The sequence below is a fragment of the Tolypothrix sp. VBCCA 56010 genome (genome assembly GCF_050875635.1).
Lineage (GTDB): Bacteria > Cyanobacteriota > Cyanobacteriia > Cyanobacteriales > Nostocaceae > Hassallia.
In genome coordinates this window covers 1-19,108 of the sequence record NZ_JBPAOH010000155.1, presented here as the reverse complement: position 1 = coordinate 19,108, position 19,108 = coordinate 1, and the positions used below count along the sequence as shown (strand labels likewise).

Here is a 19,108-nt window from a genome sequence, read left to right as displayed (position 1 = left end):
GGTATAAATTCTTTGATTCCCTAAAGTACGTTCAGGAATCAATTTACCTTCAGATTCCCAACGACGTAAAGTAGAAGCTGAAACACCTATTAAATCTCCAAACCTGCAACTTTCCACATATAGCTCATCACATCAAGGAACTGTAGATAAGTTTAGCAAGGTTTTTAACTATTTAGTTGAACTCTGCTGGTTATCCCGTCGCCTGCGTTATCGGTGGCGGGTACGCTGATGATATGAAGTCGCTTGTGTGGCGTCACTCCAAGAGTACATCGCGCTCTTCGAGTCAAATTTATCAGCAGTATCGCCTCTAACAAAAGGAGGAAATATAAAGATTTACATGTCTACCGATCCCCAGATGTTTTTGATTTATTTTTAGAAGATTCTTAATAGTTAATTAACTATCACGTCTGAGTAAAAAATCGTATTATTAGATACAATTTATAAGCTATAAGAGGCGAGGAGAAGTAAAGTGGTGCTATCAAAAGGCTTTGAGATTGAGATGTACACAGGCACGCCTCAAGGAGAAATCGTCGGACTCTCCGACAAAATTGTGGCATCTTTAGATGGATTTGTGCGGGAGCCAGATAGCCGCAATGTGGAATATATAACCGCACCATCTGACAATTATGAGCAGCTATTGTGCGCTTTGTTGCGTCCGAGGCTGCAACTGCGTAATTACCTCAAACAATTGGGCAATTACACGCTGATTCCCGGAAGCACTTTATCTTTGAGTGGAAGCGATCGCTTTTATCGTTCAGACCCCAACAATCCATATCACGATTACATTGAGCAAACCTACGGTACCAAAGTCGTCACCGCTAGCGTTCACATCAATGTCGGCATCAGCGACCCGGAATTATTAATGCGGGCATGTCGAATTATCCGCTTAGAAGCGCCTTTGTATTTAGCTTTGAGTGCTTCATCTCCCTTTATCGATGGCAAAGCAACCGGGTATCACTCCACCCGTTGGGGCTTATTCCCGCAAACACCTGAAAAAGTGCCGTTATTTGCCAGCCACGCCCATCATATCGAATGGGTGGAAAATCAACTGGCTGCTGGTACAATGCAAAATGTTCGTCATTTGTGGGTATCGGTACGACCAAATGGCGATCGCCGTCCTTACGATTTAAATCGCTTAGAACTGCGAATTTGCGACTTAGTAACAGATCCGATCGCTTTACTAGCAATTACCGCGTTGCTAGAAGCGCGTTTATTACAAATAATAGAAAATCCGCATCTCGATCCGCTTACCCAAAGCAACTTCTCCGACGTAGAACTAATAACCCTCACAGCAAGCAACGAAGCAGCAGCAGCGTCTCTTAGCCTCGATGCTCAACTAATACATTGGCTTGATGGCAGAAGCATTCTAGCCAGAGATTGGATTGCCGAATTAAGTAATGAAGTTTCCGCGATCGCCAAACGTCATGGCTTTGGCTGTTTCCTTTCGCCCTTACAAAAAATACTCCGCGAAGGCAATGAGGCTCAACAGTGGCTGCAACTGCATTCTGTAGGTTTTGATACGACTTGCGTCATGACCCAGGCTATTCGTGCCACGCGAGAACGAGAAATTGAACTAGAAAACAAATTGTGTTCCTCTTTAGTGACTTAAGACTGCACCTTCTGTGTGGAAGTAAGTGATTAATTGCTTTGAAAAGAAAAAAATCAGCTGATTTACAGAAAATTTAATATTTCTTCATAAAAGCAAAAAAGACTCCCAGATATTCCTCTGGGAGGATTCTAAGTTTGTTTTAAATATCTAATCATTGGTATTCCTGGATAAATATTAATAAAAGTTATATATAGAGAGGATCTATACGTAGAGATGGCAGTTGGAATACATAGTTTGTTTGTATACATTTATCCGCTCGCAAATGCCTCAGGTAGTTTTAGTTAATCCGCAAATTCCTCCGAACACAGGTAATATTGCCCGTACTTGTGCAGCTACGGGTACTGAATTACATTTGGTTGGACCATTGGGCTTTGAAATTAGCGATCGCTATTTAAAAAGGGCAGGTTTAGATTACTGGCCCTATGTAAAGCTACACTGTCACGAATCTCTAGAAGCGTTTCAAGTTGTACATCAGCAGCGTGGTGGTAGATGCTTGGGCTTTAGCGTTTGTGGTAGTTTTAATTATGCAAACTTTCAGTTTCAAGCTTCGGACTGGCTGTTATTTGGCAGTGAAACTACTGGCTTACCGTCAACAGTTTTGTCTACTTGCGATGCTACTGTGCATATTCCTATGTTCGAGAAGAATGTTCGCAGCTTGAATCTTTCAGTAAGTGTTGCCGTGAGTCTGTTTGAAGCCCGTCGTCAGTTAGGCTATTTACAGTAAGCGCGACCAAAAAAGGATAAAGTATGTTTACCTAGGTTGCCGCGAACATACTTAAATTAGTATCATAAGTCTTATTTGAGATACACTTAAGTAGCGGTAATTCATGAATTACCGCTACTATATAATGTGCCTGCACAATTATTTTTGCGTAAGTCCTAACTTATATAGATTGCCAAGAAAATCATTTTTTTAAGGAAAATTCTTGTTTTTCTTAAAGAAGAATGTTAACTAGTATACTTTTAAAATATTTGTGAACAAATTATATTGAAAAATACTTACGAATTTGGGTAGGCTTATATAAGAAATTTGTATATAAAGTTGGAGTGGGTGTCCGACCTGAATGATAGTTTTTCATGAACTTGAAGTTATATGCTTTTGGGAACAAAAGCGGTGGAAGCTTGTCTTCTAATGCATTTGAGCTATTTTTGCTAAAAAAGTGATATTTGAACAGCAAAAAACGGCGTGCGAGTTTATACGGTTGTATTTTAGGGAAGAATCAACGTAAAGTCTCGTGTTGAGAAGGCGGATTGGGTGCAGAAATCTAGAAGATATCTACAGTAGGTGGCATCGCTTTTGTTTGAAGTCTGAGTTCATAATCTGGCGAACGAGCGCGAATTTTTACTTATGATAAAGCGCGATTTTAAGCAAGATAGACACTCATTCAACGATCTAAAAGCATATATTCCCAGGTGTAGAGGAGTCGAACGGACAAGTAAGCACAGCAACTTGAAATTTTGCTGCTTCGCGTAATGAACTTGTCGAAATCAGAGAAGCAAGATAATCTTGCGTAAGTATCTCTGGTGAGTGTGATCTTGATCTGTGATTCAATGTGATCTAGATCATTGACTAGTATCCGAATTAAAGATCGAGGTCAGTTAAGCGCTAGTAGATCATAGGAGGTCGTCTTTGAAACGAGCATTAAAGGAGAAAGTGAAGGCTGTGCTTGAAAATCCCCCCAGTGATGATGCCCCAGTGAAACAGCTAAACGTGGTTAATCCAGTAGTTAATCGTCAAGTACGGACAAAAGCCGCCATGATTGGTTTGGCAATTTCAATGGGAGCTACCAGCCTCCTGGTGACTCGGCAAGGCGACCAAGCCCAAGGAGCAGCTCCTGTAGGCAATCAAAACACAGCCTCAACGATTTCTGCTGCTCCTAACACCGAGGTGAAATTTGCACCCACGCCAAAACTGGAATATCAAGCCGTTTCATCAGCAAGCGTGCCGGAAAGTCCTCGGATCGTGCAACCAACAGCAATTTCACAAGTGCCTGGGCTTCAAGCTAAATTGGAACTTGCTGCACCTGTGGTAGCGAGAACAACTACCACAATTCAACAGCCGGTCTTGCAGCCACAAGTCGCACAGAAAGAAAGCAGACCCTTGGGTTATGCTGACAAGCAAAGCGATCGCACTGCAATTGCTGGTGCTGACAGCATATCGTTGAATGCCCAACCACAAACAGTAGTTTCGGCATCCTCCGCCTCAAACAGTGAAGTCAATTCTCAACTGAAGGCACAGCAAGACTTTGCAATCAATCGCTTACAAGAAAAATCGAACCGTTTAAGAAGAAGTCTTGGGGAGTTGCGGTCACATGAGACCAAATTATCACAAGCAACAAACTCGGTAGCACCAACGATTGCGGTGGAAAAAACACCGCAGTTGAACGCAAATAACACTGCACTACAGCCATCGAAAAATGCTAAAGATGCCAGCCAAGCAAGCCTGGTCACGAGGTTAAAGCAGGCAAAGGTAGGGAATGCGCCGGTCGTACAAGTACCAGCAAGTACAGGTGCGACAAACGCACGCCAGACGACGCCATCTGGACTTACTTACGAAGTTAAGCCTGGAGATACATTAGCAGCGATAGCAAGCGATCGCGGTACTTCTGTCTCAGAAATAATCAAGAATAATAATCTCAACAATCCTAACGAACTGCGAATCAATCAAAAACTCACAGTTCCGGCTGCCGAAAACCCCAGTACTGCCATCAAGCCAATCGCACCAGTCACTCCCGTGCAGTCTGGCAGTGCCCCTGAGATTGTTACGCCATCATTCCCGCTTAATGCTGGCTTAACTCCTTCTGAGCCTTCACAGCCATCAGCCACGGCTAACAACAGCAGTGTTACCATCCCGACAGCAGTAATTTCTGACAACCAGATTCAAGCAACTGCGATTAAGCCCACAACAGACCTCACCACAGCCCCCGCTTATGGCATCGGTGGTGACAGCCCAATCCCACAAAGCTTGAATCAAATGCAACTGGCGAAAAAGCCGCCAGAGGTAACACGGGCAAAAAATAATAATCCGCGCCTGCGTAGCTTACAAGACGAAATTGAGAGATTGCGGGCGAAATACCGCGCTCAAGAAACTGGTAACGTAGTCGTTCCTACAGAATCCCCAAGCAACGAAGCTGCGGTGCAGATTCCTGTTTCTCGACCAGATAATTTCCCGGTGTCAAATCCCGTTACTAGAGTGAATAATGTTGCGGTGCCCATCCCCGTTCCTAAACCGATGGCACCTAACTATGTAGCTCAACCTCAGCCTCAATTCCGTGCGACTGGCTCGAACAACGACTCAGTTAATCCAGATTTCGTTTTTATTAATCAAACATCACGTCAGTCGAATCCTAGCGGCAACAGACCAAGTGTGAGAATTGCTACACCTCCTGCTGGTGTTGATGCTTCTGCATCTCTTGGGGCAATGCGCGGAAGAACAGTTTCTCCAGATTTACCGCCTTTAACAGCAGCAGTCGATAGATACTTACCCAGAGCGATTGACCCGACCATGCCCGCTCCGTCTACAATGACTACTGCTTATATTTGGCCCGCCAAGGGTGTCTTAACCTCTGGCTTTGGGATGCGTTGGGGACGTCCGCACAAAGGTATTGACGTTGCTAATGGTACAGGCACACCAATATACGCATCGGCTGACGGTGTAATCGAAAAAGCTGGCTGGAATAGGGGTGGCTACGGCAATGTTGTCGATATCCGCCATAACGACGGCAGCATGACTCGCTACGGTCACAACAGCAAAATTCTAGTGCAGGCAGGTCAACAAGTCCACCAAGGCGACACAATTGCTTTAATGGGCAGCACAGGCTTTAGTACTGGTCCACACAGCCACTTTGAAATTCATCCATCAGGCAAGGGTGCTGTTAATCCAATAGCCTTGTTACCCGCTCGCCTGTAGTTCCTGGCTGTCTTTTTGGTTAAGAAGGTAACTCTCTATGAACGCTTTTCATTATCGCTACTAGAGAGTAATGAGCCGGGAGTGGTGAACATTTTATTTCCTACTCCCTCATCTCTAATTACCTAAAATTTCTCTTTGCCTTGATTTTGCAAAAATATTTGAGTTAAATGCTAGCCATGACAAAATTTTTCTGCTATATTTAGAAAGGCATTGAGAAAGTATGGCTCAGTAGCTCAGTTGGTTAGAGCGTGGGACTCATAAGCCTGAGGTCGTGTGTTCGAGTCACACCTGAGCCATTCAAAAAATATCATAGTAGAGACGTTCCGCACCGAACGTCTGTACTGTTTTTCCTGTGTTAAATTTCCGGTTCTACTCCCAGCGCTCTTAATTGTTCTGCTAATCTTTCTGCACGCTGGCGTTGTTGTTCTGCTTGTTGTTGAGCCGCGTCTTTCTCTTGCCGTTGTTTTGCTGCTAACTCCAAACCCCACAGTAATAATTCTCCGTCTTCATCCCACCAACGCAACCAATAGCCTGTACGGTTTTCTCGGCTTCCTTGCCAGATGCCCAAAAACAGATTTATTTGAGCAATCCAGTAACGATTATTCTCATTTGGCGGTTGCAGTTGATAATGCCCAGAGTTATCTAGCTGATAAACTTCTAACGTTCCTGCTTCTGGCTCAAAAATCGTATAGTTAGGAACTTTTAAAACTTGCTCGTAATAAAACCATTTACCAGGCGGATAAGTTGGTTTGCTAGAATATTCTCCACCTTCGGTATCCGAGAGAAATTCCATTACGATCGCGGGAATATCGCCTTGGAGTTGGGGAGTATAGCTACGCTTAACTTCTTCTCGCGACACTCGAATCGATGGCACGTAGCCCCAATCCGGTGCTTTGACAACTATTTTATGATTCAAGGTGGCACAAATGCCGTAGTTAGTTGTGGTTAAGGCATTTGCGGGCAGTTTTCCGGCAAGTTCCAAGCTTTCTGTTAAAGCGGCAGCTAGAAGTGGCTGATTAATATTGTCCACTGGCTCGTCGTCTAAAACAAAATCATCTGGTAACTTTTCCCAAGTAATTTCATGAGTGGCTGCAAAGGTTTGCATGGTAAAACTACTTTTTGCGATTGTTTTGGTGTCGGGGGGTAACAATCTGGCATTGCAACTTATTATAACTAGATAGCGATCGCCATAAATCCGCTTATCAAGAGACATGATATCCAATAAGACAGCAGTACGACTGTTCTACTAAGACAATAGTAAAGGTAGTATTATTAAGGACTTAACGCGCTGCCTCTATTTATTCAGCCTGCCGATATGTCAGACCAAAAGCTAGCATCATTACTAAATGGTCATCTTCCTCACCCCAACCCCAACAGCCAGAATACGATTCGGATTCGGGGTGCGAGGCAGCATAATCTGAAAAATATTGATTTAGAATTGCCACGCGATCGCTTGATTGTCTTTACCGGCGTTTCGGGTTCTGGTAAATCTTCCTTGGCATTTGATACCATTTTCGCCGAAGGACAGCGCCGCTACGTCGAATCTCTCAGCGCCTACGCACGGCAATTTTTGGGACAATTAGATAAACCGGATGTCGAAGCGATTGAAGGTTTGAGTCCGGCGATTTCCATCGACCAAAAATCAACTTCTCATAACCCGCGCTCCACGGTTGGAACTGTAACAGAAATTTACGATTACTTGCGTTTGTTGTTTGGACGTGCTGGTGAACCGCATTGTCCGATATGCGATCGCTGTATTGCACCGCAAACTATCGACGAGATGGTTGACCGAATTATGGATCTACCAGACCGTACACGCTTCCAAATCCTCGCGCCGGTTGTCCGTGGTAAAAAAGGCACGCATAAAAAGCTTTTATCAAGTCTTGCCTCTCAAGGTTTTGTCCGCGTCCGCGTTGATGGGGAAGTGCGAGAACTATCTGATTCGATTGACTTAGATAAGAATTTTACCCACACAATTGAAGTTGTAATTGACCGCCTTGTGAAAAAAGACGGTATTCAAGAGCGTTTGGTAGATTCTCTTTCTACGTGCTTAAAACAATCAAGTGGTATTGCTAACATAATCGTTACTCCATCTTCTGACAGCGAACAGACAAGCGAACAAGAATTAGTCTTTTCGGAAAATTTTGCTTGTCCGGAACATGGGGCAGTAATGGAGGAATTATCACCGCGATTGTTTTCGTTTAACTCACCTTATGGTGCTTGTCCTCACTGTCATGGATTAGGAAGTTTAAGAAGATTTTCGCCTGATTTGGTAGTACCTGATCCAGAAGCACCTGTATATGCAGCGATCGCACCTTGGTCAGAGAAAGATAATTCTTATTATTTGGAGTTATTATATAAAGTTGGGCAAGCTTATGATTTTGAACTTCAAAATAACTGGTATCAGTTAACAGATGAACAGCGTCAAGTTATTTTGTATGGAGAAGAAAGCGCAGAACAAAATAAGCACAGTTACAAAGGGGCAATTCCAATTTTACAGCGACAGTATGAGGGTGGTTCGGAATTAATTAAGCAGAAATTAGAGCAGTATTTAGTAGATCAACCGTGTGAAGTTTGCGGGGGGAAAAGGTTAAAACCGGAAGCTTTAGCGGTGCGGTTGGGACAGTATCGAATATTAGATTTAAGTGGTGTATCAATTCGCGATTGTCGCCAGAAAGTTGATGAATTAAAATTGAGCGATCGCCAATTGCAAATCGCTGATTTAGTACTGCGAGAAATTAAATCCAGATTGCAATTTTTGCTCGATGTCGGATTAGATTATCTCACCCTTGACCGTCCAGCAATGACGCTTTCGGGTGGAGAAGCGCAACGAATTCGTTTAGCAACTCAAATTGGTTCTGGTTTAACAGGAGTTCTCTACGTTTTAGATGAACCAAGTATCGGTTTGCATCAAAGAGATAACGGACGCTTGCTGCGAACTTTAACTAAATTACGCGATTTGGGTAATACGTTAATTGTAGTTGAGCATGATGAAGAAACAATTCGTGCAGCTAACCACATTGTTGATATTGGTCCTGGTGCAGGAATTCATGGCGGATATATAATTGCTCAAGGTGATTTACAAGCGTTATTAACGGCAGAAAAATCCTTAACGGGTGCGTATTTATCGGGACGGCGAGTAATTCAAACTCCAGCAGAAAGACGCGAAGGAAATGGGCGAAGTTTGATAATTCAAAATGCCCATCGCAACAACTTAAAAAATATCGATGTCGAAATTCCTCTAGGTAAACTCGTCGCTGTTACTGGTGTTTCCGGTTCGGGAAAATCTACTTTAATTAATGAATTACTTTACCCGGCATTACAGCATCAACTGACAAAGAAAGTTCCTTTACCCAAACACTTAGAAGGAATTAAGGGATTAAATGCTGTTGATAAAGCGATTGTAATTGACCAATCGCCGATTGGACGCACACCGCGTTCTAACCCTGCAACTTATACAGGCGTTTTTGATGTCATTCGTGAAGTATTTTCGCAAACAGTAGAAGCAAAAGCGAGAGGTTACAAACCCGGACAATTTTCTTTCAACGTTAAAGGTGGACGTTGTGAAGCTTGCAGCGGACAGGGTGTAAATGTCATTGAAATGAACTTTTTGCCTGATGTTTACGTGCAATGCGAAGTTTGTAAAGGTGCAAGATACAATCGGGAAACTTTGCAAGTAAAGTACAAAGATAAGTCTATTTCTGATGTTCTCAATATGACTGTTGAGGAAAGTTTAGACTTTTTCCAAAATATTCCCAAAGCTTTTACCCGGTTGCAAACTTTGGTTGATGTGGGATTGGGTTACATTCAACTTGGACAACCTGCAACAACTTTATCTGGTGGAGAAGCGCAGCGAGTGAAATTAGCCACTGAATTATCACGTCGCGCTACAGGAAAGACGCTTTATTTAATCGATGAACCGACTACAGGTTTATCTTTTTACGATGTTCACAAATTGTTAGATGTGTTGCAACGTTTGGTAGATAAAGGAAATTCCATTTTAGTAATTGAACACAATTTAGATGTGATTCGTTGTTCTGATTGGTTGATAGATTTGGGTCCCGAAGGTGGTGATAAAGGAGGAGAAATTATTGCAGCGGGGACACCGGAGGAAGTAGCGAAGAATCCGAAGTCTTATACTGGGCAATATTTGCAACAAGTTTTGCAACAGTATCCAGCACGAGCAACTACTATGAAAAATATATAGAGGCTAATGGGTATTTGCAAGGAGAACTGAATGAATGACCAGGAGTTGGAAGTTCTCCTGAACGACCTAGAGATCGCAATCCTCATCTTGCCGAAGCGATGAAAAATCTTGGCTATGTTTAGAGCAAAACAAGGGTTTCTATATGTTTGTGAGGAAAAGCGATCGCCACTGTAACATCAGCCTACAACTTTTAATCTAAAATAAACAAACTCGCATCAACGTGAAAAAACTCTCCCAAAGCCTTGGCTTGTTCTAAAGTGATTTCTAATTCACTATTAATAACCTTAGCAACAATCTCACTCGAACCAAAAACTTCTCCTAAATCAGCTGATGACAAACCTCTAGCTTCCATCAAATGAAGAAGTCTTGAATGTGGTGTAGAAGTATTAAGTTGATAATGCTTATCTTCAAAATCCTCAATTAGTTTGACAAATAATTCCAACAAAGTATCTTCTTCAGGAGTGATATTGGGACGAGATAGTAGTTCTTCAACAACCTCTAATAATTTATCGTTTTCCGCTTCTGTCTTAATAATCCTAGGCTGATATTTAGATAGTAATTGACTATAAATTTCTGGGTTAATAGTAAGGGTCATTTTTCCAGTTGTCTTTGTCATATTCCGCATGAGTCAAGACATATTTAATGTATATGACCTGCTTCTCATAATTAATACTAACGATTAAACGATATTTATTGACTTTAATATTAAAAATTGTAAAGTTGCTAACTGCTTCCACTTGAGGATAAACTGTTTAAACTTCTAGCAAATTTCTCCAGTTTGCTTTACTGGCAATTCCGTACCAGTCATCCAGTGCTTCACAACAATCAGCGTGTTCTTTGCACACTTTTCGTAACTTTTTACGACTGATGATGTGCATTAAGTTATAATCTAAAAGTTTCGCAGATTTATCATCAAGCTTTTGTCAGCACCCTATCACATCTTCAAGACCAGAAGATGAACGCAACCTGCGCGATCGCCTTTTAACTCAACACAGCAAATCATCCTATGCCGTGCGTGCTAAAGCTAAATCACGAATTAACGGAACTCTAGAACTAATATAAGCACTTATGGCGCTGGTTTCTTCACTGGTGAGTAATTTCTTGTTTTCCAGCTGCCTTAGTAACTGCTGAATTAGTTCCGCATCATTGAATCCCAAAAGAATATTGGTCTGGGTTTCCTCAATCACAAGCCAAATCTGACGTAATGTCGAAGAGTTCATCGGATATATCCCCACTGCTAGAGCTTGTTCTCTGGTATAAGCATAACATTGCTCACCAGAATCTAAAGACAATCTTAAGATATATAATTTGCCAAAAACCTGAAAGTACGCAAAAGTTAACTAATTAGATGAAAATCTAAGGTTTACCGCTTTCTCCCTTGCGGAAAAACTGGCTCAAAATTTCACTAGGCTTGCGATCCCAGGTGTCGATATGCTCATATATGAGATTATCTGAGTTCAGTTTGTAAGTAGAGTAGCCATTAAAAAGTATACGCGCTTTCCAAGGAACACGCAAAATACCGCGAACCGTCCACTTTGCTAAAATCGTATCTTCAGCTTCTTGATGCACGTCATGCAGGTCGAAATTAATCTGCGTAAAAAATAATTTAGCGTGAAATCGCAAAGTCCAAAAGATGATGCGATAGTTGATTTTGCCTTTAAATTTATTTACCGGGTCGCGAAAATAGATATCCTGGCTATAGATATCGTAGGAAATATCCTGCTGAAAAAGTGTTGGTAAATCGCGTTTGAGAGTTTTGATTATTTCTTGCATTTTATATTGATCTTTCATGCGATCGCCCTCTAAATTTGCTCAGATAACCTACAAAAATGATAAAAATTAACTTTGAAAATCTAATGATAAGATAGCTAATCCTAAAAATATTTTATATATAACTAAAGTTCCATTTATATAATTACCGATATGTGATAAATTCACAGCAGACAAACGAAAAAAATAGCGTTTTCGAGCGAGATTTAATTATGACTTCCCTATCTATTCGGCGTGTTGTTTTGTCTTTCTTACTGCCGGCAAGTTTAACCACTGTAACTTCACTTTCTCTAATCATAAACAGTGTTGGCGCTCAACAGCTAAACACACAGCCGTCAGCGACGACACCTATCAACCAATCAACTCAGCCAGTTGCGGATGTGTATATTTGGCAAGGTAATGTTAAGTTCGATTTCAAAGCAGCGAAGATTAATGCCACAGCAGATAAAGCTGAAGTATTCCCTAAAGAACGTAAAGTTGTTTTGACTGGGAATGTAAAAATCCTTCAAAACGGAAAAATTCAGGAAACTGATACAGTAACGTATGTGTTTAAGTACCAAGACAAATTTAACTTGACTGCCGATAAAGTGATAGCATCAAATTTCAAGTAACCGGCACATATTTGGTAGTTATGGCTTCAGCCCTAAATAATTATTATTTAGGACTTACGCAAAAACCCTCTGCAACTCTTATTCCTTCGTGTCCTTCTCTTCGAGACGCCAAGGGCGAACGCGTCTTCTCCTTCGGAGACGGCAAAGCCGAACGTGGTTGGTTTTTCCGTTACCTGTGCATAAGTCCTATTATTGTTACCAGGGCTGAAGCCCTGACTACGAAATATTTCTCCAAAACTTCAGCAAACCCAGCCAATTTGAAGATGGCTTGCTGTTAGCTATAGTAGTTTTATTCAAATCGGACAAAGTGGGAAATGAGGCATTTTGAGCATAAGCATTATTTTGCAATACCTTAGCGAGGGCGTTGTTATTGTCTCGCAAACCTTCGTAAAAAAAGAATACCTCTCCAGAAATACCGCGATCGCGATTGTACTCGATTGCCTGCATCAGATATTCTGGACTTATCGAGTAGTTTCCCAGCTTGATTAAAATTCCCGGTGCTAACCTCGGTGACATCACTGCAAATTGCTTTTTTACCAATTGATCGATAATAGATTTGTAACTTAGGAAATCACGGCGATAAACCTGCGGGTGGATTGTATCTACTATTTTCTGTTCCAGCCATTTGGGAGAGTCTTGCAAATATTCCTTCAATGCCCAATCATGAATATTTGGAGCCATTGATACTAAAAGGTTGGGATTTACCGCTTTGACTTTTTGATAAAGACGCGCTAAAAAGTCGGTGAGAATATTTGCTCGCCATTGCAACCATTGCTTATCCTGAGGGTTTCGTGGCGGATTTTTCCCAAATTGCTGGTGATAGCGTTGCACAGTTAATTGGTCGTAACCTCCTTCAGAAGGCAAAGCTGGCAGGCGATCGTCTCCTTGAATACCATCAACATCATAATTCTTGACAACTTCCAAAACCAAGTTCAACATAAAATTTTGCACTTGGGGGTCAAGGGAATTCAGCCACTCAAAGCCGTTTTTATTGACTAAATTGCCATCGCGATCGCGTGCAGCCCATTCTGGTTTTTTCTCCAACAGCATTCCCCCATTCAAATTGTAGGAACTGGCAAAGCCGTATTCAAACCAAGGAATGACTTTTAGCCCCACCCGACGTGCTTCTGCGATCGCTTCTGCTAAAGGATCGCGACCAACAAAAAGCAGGTCAATTTCCACACCAAAAGTTTGCTGCATTACTTTACTAGGATACAGCGTTAGCGCCTTAGTCCAAACCACGGGAAATACTACATTAAATCCCGTCTGGGCGAGGAAATCCATCGCTTCAGCAATACGTTCCCTTGACTTGAAAACCTTACTACCAGTAGTAGTAAGCCAAACGCCCCGCGTTTCAATTATTGTCATTTATAAAACACCAAAATTCTCAGCGCCGCACTATTTATACCATTTCACTTCAAGCTAACAACATTTAAATTTTTTAACTTTTTTCGCATAAAAATTTCCGGCGTTGCTGAATCAAGATATGAATTTGTCTCACGCAGAGTATTGTAGGGGCAATTCATGAATTGCCCCTACAGAAATTCAATGGTGACAACGAAGGAAGTGCGTAAGTCCTAAGAGTTTAAGAGACTTGATTTTTCAGTTTCATATTTCAATTGAGCAACGCCAAATTTCACAATCCAAAATCGATTAAGGCGTGACTATTTGACGATACCGCGCCTGTATCACCATATAAATACCATAAGCTACCAAGCCCAACGCCACAATACCCAAAAGCCAGGGTCCGTATGGTTGTTGCGCTAGCGTCTGTAACGCCTGATCTAAACCTCCTGCCGCACTAGCGTCAGACTGCCTTGCGGCACTAATTAAAAACCAGCCAATAATGCAGAATACTATACCCCGTGCCGCTAAACCAAATCTGCAAATTGCCATCACCCACTGGCGTTCTTTATTGCTTAACTCAGTTAAATTAAGTTCTTTACGAAATTTGCCGCTAAAAGCTATATAAAACTGATAAAAACCTAAACCGATTACAAATGCCCCCGCAGTTCCAACTAACCATTGACCAAAGGGTTGAGAAAGTAAACGCCCTGTCCAATCTTCGGTGGAATTACTATTACCACCACCGCCAGAACCGAGGATGATTTTTACAGCGGTTAAAGCTAAAGAAGCATAAATCAAACCATTAGCTGCGTAACCAATTCGCTGTGCCAAACCTTTGGCATCACTGCCTTTGTTTTCTGGGTCTTTAATTGCCTGTACAAAACGCCAAATTACAAAACCAATCAAGCCGATCGCAACTAAGAAAAGCAAAAATTTACCGAATGGCTGATTGACAATTGTCTGAAGAGCGCCTTGAGTATCAGTTGTTCTACCACCAGTGCCAAAAGCTGTCTGCGCTGCTAGTAGCCCAACAGTACCGTAAACTACTCCTTTTGATGCATAGCCAAATCGCGCCAGTCGCTCGACCCACATTGAAGTATGGTGTGTCAGCTGTTGTGTCATGGTAGTTGGGGAGAATTGTGTTTATGTTTGTACCAAGTTCTACCTATGATTTGCATCTATCTTTGGGTGAATTTTTTAATGCTAATACTAAAATCTTCCTTTAAGAATACTGTCTTTAAATAGAGGTGATAACACACAATACAAAACTATCATTCAAACATCTGTACTTGACCAGCCAATATTTTATTTCACCTCAATTAATTATGTCTGTAATCAAAGATTCTTGGCAGCACGAATACATCACGACTAACGGAATTAAACTACACTACGTCACTCAGGGGGAAGGTCCCTTAATGTTAATGTTGCATGGATTTCCAGAATTTTGGTATTCTTGGCGGCATCAAATACCCGAATTTGCTGCATATTATAAAGTCGTTGCTCTTGATTTGCGCGGCTACAATGATAGCGACAAACCAAAAGAGCAATCAGCTTATGTGATGGATGAATTTGTCAAAGATATTAAGGGAGTAATTCAAGGATTGGGATATGAAAAGTGTGTTTTAGTCGGACATGATTGGGGAGGTGCGATCGCCTGGAATTTTGCTTACGATTATCCGGCAATGGTAGAGCAATTAATAATACTCAATCTGCCTCACCCCGCAAAATTTGCCCAAGGTTTTCGCACTCCTCAACAGTTGCTACGTAGTTCTTACGTCTTCTTTTTCCAATTGCCTTTAATACCGGAATTATTAATTAAAAGCGGAGATTATCAACTAGTTGAAACTGCTTTTAAAGGTATGGCAATTAATAAAACTGCTATCACCAAAGCCGATATTGACGCTTATAAAAACGCCGCAGCCAAACGCGGTGCTTTAACAGCAATGTTAAACTATTACCGCAACGTTTTTCAGCAAAGATTAACAGAACCAAATTGGGGTATTTTAAAAGTGCCAACTTTAATGATTTGGGGAGAAAAAGATACCGCGCTGGGTAAGGAACTAACTTATGGAACAGAAGCTTATGTGAGAGACTTTCAAATCAAATATATTCCTGATTGTAGTCATTGGGTGCAGCAAGAGCAGCCTGAGTTAGTTAACCAATATATGCGAGAGTTTTTGTATATTAAAGAACAAATCAACTGATGATTTCTTTTGGTAGAAGAGAATTCTCTTCTCTCTACCTAAATTTATTGATACCAGAAACTAAGTCAATAAACTAGCGATTTACTTAGGAATAAATACTTATAAATATTTTCCGATAAATTATGTCGAATAATTTATAATCTTAAAAATATTTAACAAAATAAATTTACTGAGGTTAGCTAATCATCCGGAACTGAAAAAACAACAGTATTTATCAAAATTTTATCTATTGAATCTATAGCATTTCTGTATCATTACAAAAGCAGACTTATATCATAAATTAATTATGTAGTCAATCTGTATCCTTAAGGAATTTAGTGAGATAATAGAAATCGTGAGGAACAGAACGGATGCAACTGATGTTGCAAAGAGGAAGAATTATGAAAAAGGTATTAGCAGCTTTAATCTTGGCTAGTCCCCTATTTTTTGCGAATGTAGTTAACGCTAAAAATCCGCAGGATTTACAAAAACTACTGACAACTGGGGAATGTGTTAAGTGCAATCTATCAGGAGCCAACCTCAGTGGTGCTCATTTAATTGGTGCTGACTTGAGAGAAGCAAATCTTGAAGGTGCCAACCTCAAAGGTGCAAATCTTGAAGGTGCTGATTTAACTAATGCCAATTTGGGTGGTGCTAACTTAAGTTCGGCTTATCTTACCAATGTCAATTTTAAGCAAGCTAATCTGAATGCGGCAAATTTGACTAAAGCGACAATCCATGATTCTAATGTGTATCAGGCATCAATGAACGATCTGAATATCGCTGATGCTGACATATTTTATACAGGCATCGGTATCGGGGGCGAAGATGCACAGATTCCCGATTGGCGCTAAGTTGAATTTGGCTGGCATTTCAAAATAAAATACTGGCTGGCGGTTTTTAGGGGTAGAGACGTTCCGCTGGAACGTCTCTACTTGCTGTTTGCAAGCATTATCCTGAAAGCCGCCTGTTTTTTTGCTGTGATTGCTGCCTTAAATGTATCAGGGATATGTTCACATCTTCTGTAGCGATAATTCATGAATTATCGCACTCGTAAATTAAGGAACTGACAAGGTTTTTTGCCTAAGTCCTAATGTTTATTCTTGATTGAGTCGAATAGACTCAGGTTTTGAAAGCGCTGAAGCGCTTACTACATAATCGTATATAAGTCAAGATTATGTTAATATATAAAAATTTTTCTAACGCCTGAATCTTAATACTAATGAGTTAATTGACGATCGCAGCGACGACTGGCTTTAAAATCGTGTAAAATCGGCGTTTAGACTTGTATAAGTAAGAGGTAGACTGATTTTGGCATGATTTGTACTGAATTGAGGGCGATCGCTCTGAACTTACACTTCGGTTGGATAACTGCCTTCAAATAAATTCGAGTTGGAGAAGAGTGAAACCAACGAATGAATCCTCACTTTGAAGCGCAAAGCTGCTTTCTAACTTATATCCTCCTACAGGGTTTCTACCTTGTAGTCGATGAAGTAGTAGAAAGACGCAATTATGGTGATAGCAAACCGAAACTTTTTTCTACTCTATAATCAGTCGTGCTGATTGGTTGTAACTGTCCGGATGAGAGTCACTCAACTGTAAAAATTATGGAAGCCCAAATGCAAGAACCGGAATACAAGGAAACCAAGTCCCCAGAAGCAACTATGACAGATATCAACAATCAAACAGGAACCATAACCAAAATCCAGCCTCCGGTGGAAACTCAGGATCAATTGCGACAATACGGAGAGCAAGTTTCGCGATTTTTGGCGACACTGCCCGAATACCTGGGAAACTTCTTCAATGAGTATAAACAGCCCTTAGTTAGCATTGGTTTAATTTTGGGAGCGATTGTAGGTGTCAAGGTACTCTTGGCAGTATTGGATGCTTTGAATGATATTCCTTTAGTAGCACCTACCTTTGAGTTGATTGGTATTGGATACTCTGCCTGGTTTGTTTATCGCTATTTACTCAAAGCCTCAACTCGTGAAGAGTTAACTAGTGAAATCACCACGCTCAAATCACAAGTTGTCGGTAAAGACGATTAAAAATTGGGCATTGCATAACCGTGAAGACGCCAGTCGCCTGCGACGGGAAACCCGTCTACAGCGCTGGCTCATGAATCGTAGAGACGTTCCAATGGAACGTCTCTACAATACGTTCAATTTTTGACATGTTTTACCGAATAAAGGATGAAGGATAATGTATAAATTTTTATATACTTTATCCTTCTCTTATCGCAGACTAAAGAGAACATATTTTATCGTTTAGCCGATCGCTGGCATTACAAAACTTATTGTGGCGATCGCACAATATTTTCCGATTGAATTGGTTGTAGCCTTCCGGTTCGCACTAAAGCTTGATGAACCATCGCTGCTACCTCAGCACGGGTAGCTTCTCTGTTGGGAGCAAAAGTGTTTGGATCTGGATAGTTTACCACAAGATTATTTGCTGTAGCAGTCGCTGTCTTGCCAATGGCGTAGTTAGGAATCTCTTTGGCATCTTTGAAGACGCTTAAAGTCTTATCAACCGCAGTAGGTTCTTTCAAATTTAATCCGCTGGCAAGGGCAACTAAAACTTGCACTCGCGGAATTCTTTGGTTTGGTTTGAAAGTATTGTCAGGGTAGCCTTTGAGAAATCCGGTGTTGATAGCTTGCTTAATTGCTGGATTTGCCCAGTAATTTGATGGGATATCGTTAAAAGCGATCGCCTGAGTGGCAAGCTTATTATTGAAGGCTTGTTCTAGTATCGCCGCAAATTCCGCACGAGTTACAGGCTGATTTGGTCTAAAAGAATAATCCGGAAAACCCTTAATAATCCTACGAGAAGAAAGAACATTAATAAACCGACTTGCCCAGAAGTCATTAGGCACATCGTTAAATGCAATTGGCGGCGGAATGGTAGACTTTTGCTCAGAGGGAGTCACCACGCGAAATGGTTCTTGAATGTTAGGAGAAGGTGACAATTGCACTTGTGGTGGTGCCGCTGGAGCAACCGGAAATGGCAAAATTAGCGTCGGAATCGCTCCTGGAGATGGAGATGGATTTACTAAAGTAGGTTGATCTACAGTAGCAGGTGGAGCCGACGGCACAGTATTTAAATTCGAGTTTGCATTCGGTTGTATCTGAGTCGCTGGAGGAACCGCGACAGAAGCTGTCGGGGAGGGTGACGGTAAAACGTTGAAGTTCCAGCCAGAATCTCTGCGGGAAAATGCCCAAAATAAAACCGCTCCAATAGTCGCAAAGGCAACCAGAATAGCAATAAATTCATCAAAGCCAAGGGCATTTCTTTGAGATGACCGAGGATCGGGAGGTGTATTTGTCATCGTAATTACCTTGGTAAAGGTAAAATTTGTATCTAAACAAATTAAGCCATAGATGACACCTTTACACCACTCATATAAATAAAAATCAGAGATTAGGGAGTGGGGAGTGGGGGAGGGGGGGAGACAAGGAGAGGGGGGGACAAGGG

General features: G+C 41.4%; 16 protein-coding genes, 1 tRNA gene and 2 pseudogenes. 10 read left to right on the top strand and 9 right to left on the bottom strand.

The genetic code is table 11. The annotated features are described in order from the left end of the window. Window positions 1-117: MerR family DNA-binding transcriptional regulator (locus tag AABK37_RS33905; RefSeq protein WP_432555862.1), on the bottom strand; the 117-nt coding region annotated here is incomplete at its 3' end. Between the two features lie 65 nt (window positions 118-182). Here AABK37_RS33905 and AABK37_RS33900 point away from each other — a divergent pair. The 5 genes and pseudogenes from AABK37_RS33900 to AABK37_RS33880 form a co-directional block, all read left to right on the top strand. Beyond that, a pseudogene (locus tag AABK37_RS33900) lies at window positions 183-311 on the top strand (histone deacetylase); the annotation flags it as partial. A 158-nt stretch (window positions 312-469) separates the two neighbouring features. Further along, window positions 470-1,609: a glutamate--cysteine ligase gene (gshA, locus tag AABK37_RS33895; protein ID WP_432555858.1), complete on the top strand. Its 1,140-nt coding sequence runs from the start codon at window positions 470-472 to the stop codon at window positions 1,607-1,609. 262 nt (window positions 1,610-1,871) lie between these two features. Continuing rightward, on the top strand, window positions 1,872-2,333 hold the full coding sequence (locus tag AABK37_RS33890) for a tRNA (cytidine(34)-2'-O)-methyltransferase (RefSeq protein WP_432555861.1): 462 nt from the start codon (window positions 1,872-1,874) through the stop codon (window positions 2,331-2,333). A gap of 906 nt (window positions 2,334-3,239) precedes the next feature. Next, complete coding sequence (locus AABK37_RS33885) at window positions 3,240-5,519, top strand: peptidoglycan DD-metalloendopeptidase family protein (protein ID WP_432555857.1); 2,280 nt, start codon at window positions 3,240-3,242, stop codon at window positions 5,517-5,519. 222 nt (window positions 5,520-5,741) lie between these two features. Further along, window positions 5,742-5,815: transfer RNA gene (locus AABK37_RS33880), tRNA-Met, on the top strand. Between the two features lie 59 nt (window positions 5,816-5,874). On the opposite strand, the gene AABK37_RS33875 is transcribed toward AABK37_RS33880, so the two are convergent. After that, on the bottom strand, window positions 5,875-6,624 hold the full coding sequence (locus tag AABK37_RS33875) for a Uma2 family endonuclease (RefSeq protein ID WP_432555860.1): 750 nt from the start codon (window positions 6,622-6,624) through the stop codon (window positions 5,875-5,877). A gap of 210 nt (window positions 6,625-6,834) precedes the next feature. On the opposite strand from AABK37_RS33875, the gene uvrA reads away from it, so the two are divergent. Further along, window positions 6,835-9,726 carry an excinuclease ABC subunit UvrA gene (uvrA, locus tag AABK37_RS33870; RefSeq protein ID WP_432555856.1) on the top strand — a complete coding sequence of 964 codons (2,892 nt, stop codon included), beginning with the start codon at window positions 6,835-6,837 and terminating at the stop codon, window positions 9,724-9,726. A 190-nt stretch (window positions 9,727-9,916) separates the two neighbouring features. Here uvrA and AABK37_RS33865 read toward each other — a convergent pair whose 3' ends face one another. From AABK37_RS33865 to AABK37_RS33850, 4 genes and pseudogenes are all read right to left on the bottom strand, one after another. Continuing rightward, complete coding sequence (locus AABK37_RS33865) at window positions 9,917-10,342, bottom strand: helix-turn-helix domain-containing protein (protein WP_432555855.1); 426 nt, start codon at window positions 10,340-10,342, stop codon at window positions 9,917-9,919. Then, a pseudogene (locus AABK37_RS33860) lies at window positions 10,305-10,604 on the bottom strand (type II toxin-antitoxin system HigB family toxin). Before AABK37_RS33860 ends, AABK37_RS33865 begins: the two are co-directional and overlap by 38 nt. A 126-nt stretch (window positions 10,605-10,730) precedes the next feature. Then, a complete protein-coding gene (locus AABK37_RS33855; protein ID WP_432555859.1) occupies window positions 10,731-10,946 on the bottom strand; it encodes a hypothetical protein in 216 nt (71 codons plus the stop codon). Between the two features lie 136 nt (window positions 10,947-11,082). Continuing rightward, window positions 11,083-11,517 (bottom strand): DUF2358 domain-containing protein, encoded by a 435-nt coding sequence (locus AABK37_RS33850; RefSeq protein ID WP_432555854.1) that lies wholly within the window; start codon window positions 11,515-11,517, stop codon window positions 11,083-11,085. A gap of 191 nt (window positions 11,518-11,708) precedes the next feature. Between AABK37_RS33850 and AABK37_RS33845 the strand changes: the two genes are divergently transcribed. Further along, complete coding sequence (locus tag AABK37_RS33845) at window positions 11,709-12,107, top strand: LptA/OstA family protein (protein WP_432555853.1); 399 nt, start codon at window positions 11,709-11,711, stop codon at window positions 12,105-12,107. Between the two features lie 216 nt (window positions 12,108-12,323). Here the strand turns inward: AABK37_RS33845 and AABK37_RS33840 are convergent, their stop codons facing one another. Both AABK37_RS33840 and AABK37_RS33835 read right to left on the bottom strand, forming a co-directional pair. Beyond that, a complete protein-coding gene (locus tag AABK37_RS33840; protein ID WP_432555852.1) occupies window positions 12,324-13,475 on the bottom strand; it encodes a glycoside hydrolase family 10 protein in 1,152 nt (383 codons plus the stop codon). A gap of 285 nt (window positions 13,476-13,760) precedes the next feature. After that, window positions 13,761-14,576: a DUF1206 domain-containing protein gene (locus tag AABK37_RS33835; protein WP_432555851.1), complete on the bottom strand. Its 816-nt coding sequence runs from the start codon at window positions 14,574-14,576 to the stop codon at window positions 13,761-13,763. Window positions 14,577-14,779: 203 nt separating this feature from the next. Between AABK37_RS33835 and AABK37_RS33830 the strand changes: the two genes are divergently transcribed. The 3 genes from AABK37_RS33830 (at window position 14,780) to AABK37_RS33820 (ending at window position 17,685) form a co-directional block, all read left to right on the top strand. Next, window positions 14,780-15,658, top strand: a complete 879-nt coding sequence (locus AABK37_RS33830) for an alpha/beta fold hydrolase (protein WP_432555850.1) — start codon at window positions 14,780-14,782, stop codon at window positions 15,656-15,658. Between the two features lie 380 nt (window positions 15,659-16,038). Continuing rightward, window positions 16,039-16,491: a pentapeptide repeat-containing protein gene (locus AABK37_RS33825; protein ID WP_432555849.1), complete on the top strand. Its 453-nt coding sequence runs from the start codon at window positions 16,039-16,041 to the stop codon at window positions 16,489-16,491. Between the two features lie 753 nt (window positions 16,492-17,244). Next, complete coding sequence (locus AABK37_RS33820) at window positions 17,245-17,685, top strand: CAAD domain-containing protein (RefSeq protein ID WP_432555848.1); 441 nt, start codon at window positions 17,245-17,247, stop codon at window positions 17,683-17,685. Window positions 17,686-17,930: 245 nt separating this feature from the next. On the opposite strand, the gene AABK37_RS33815 is transcribed toward AABK37_RS33820, so the two are convergent. After that, window positions 17,931-19,108: S-layer homology domain-containing protein (locus AABK37_RS33815; protein ID WP_432555847.1), on the bottom strand; the 1,178-nt coding region annotated here is incomplete at its 5' end.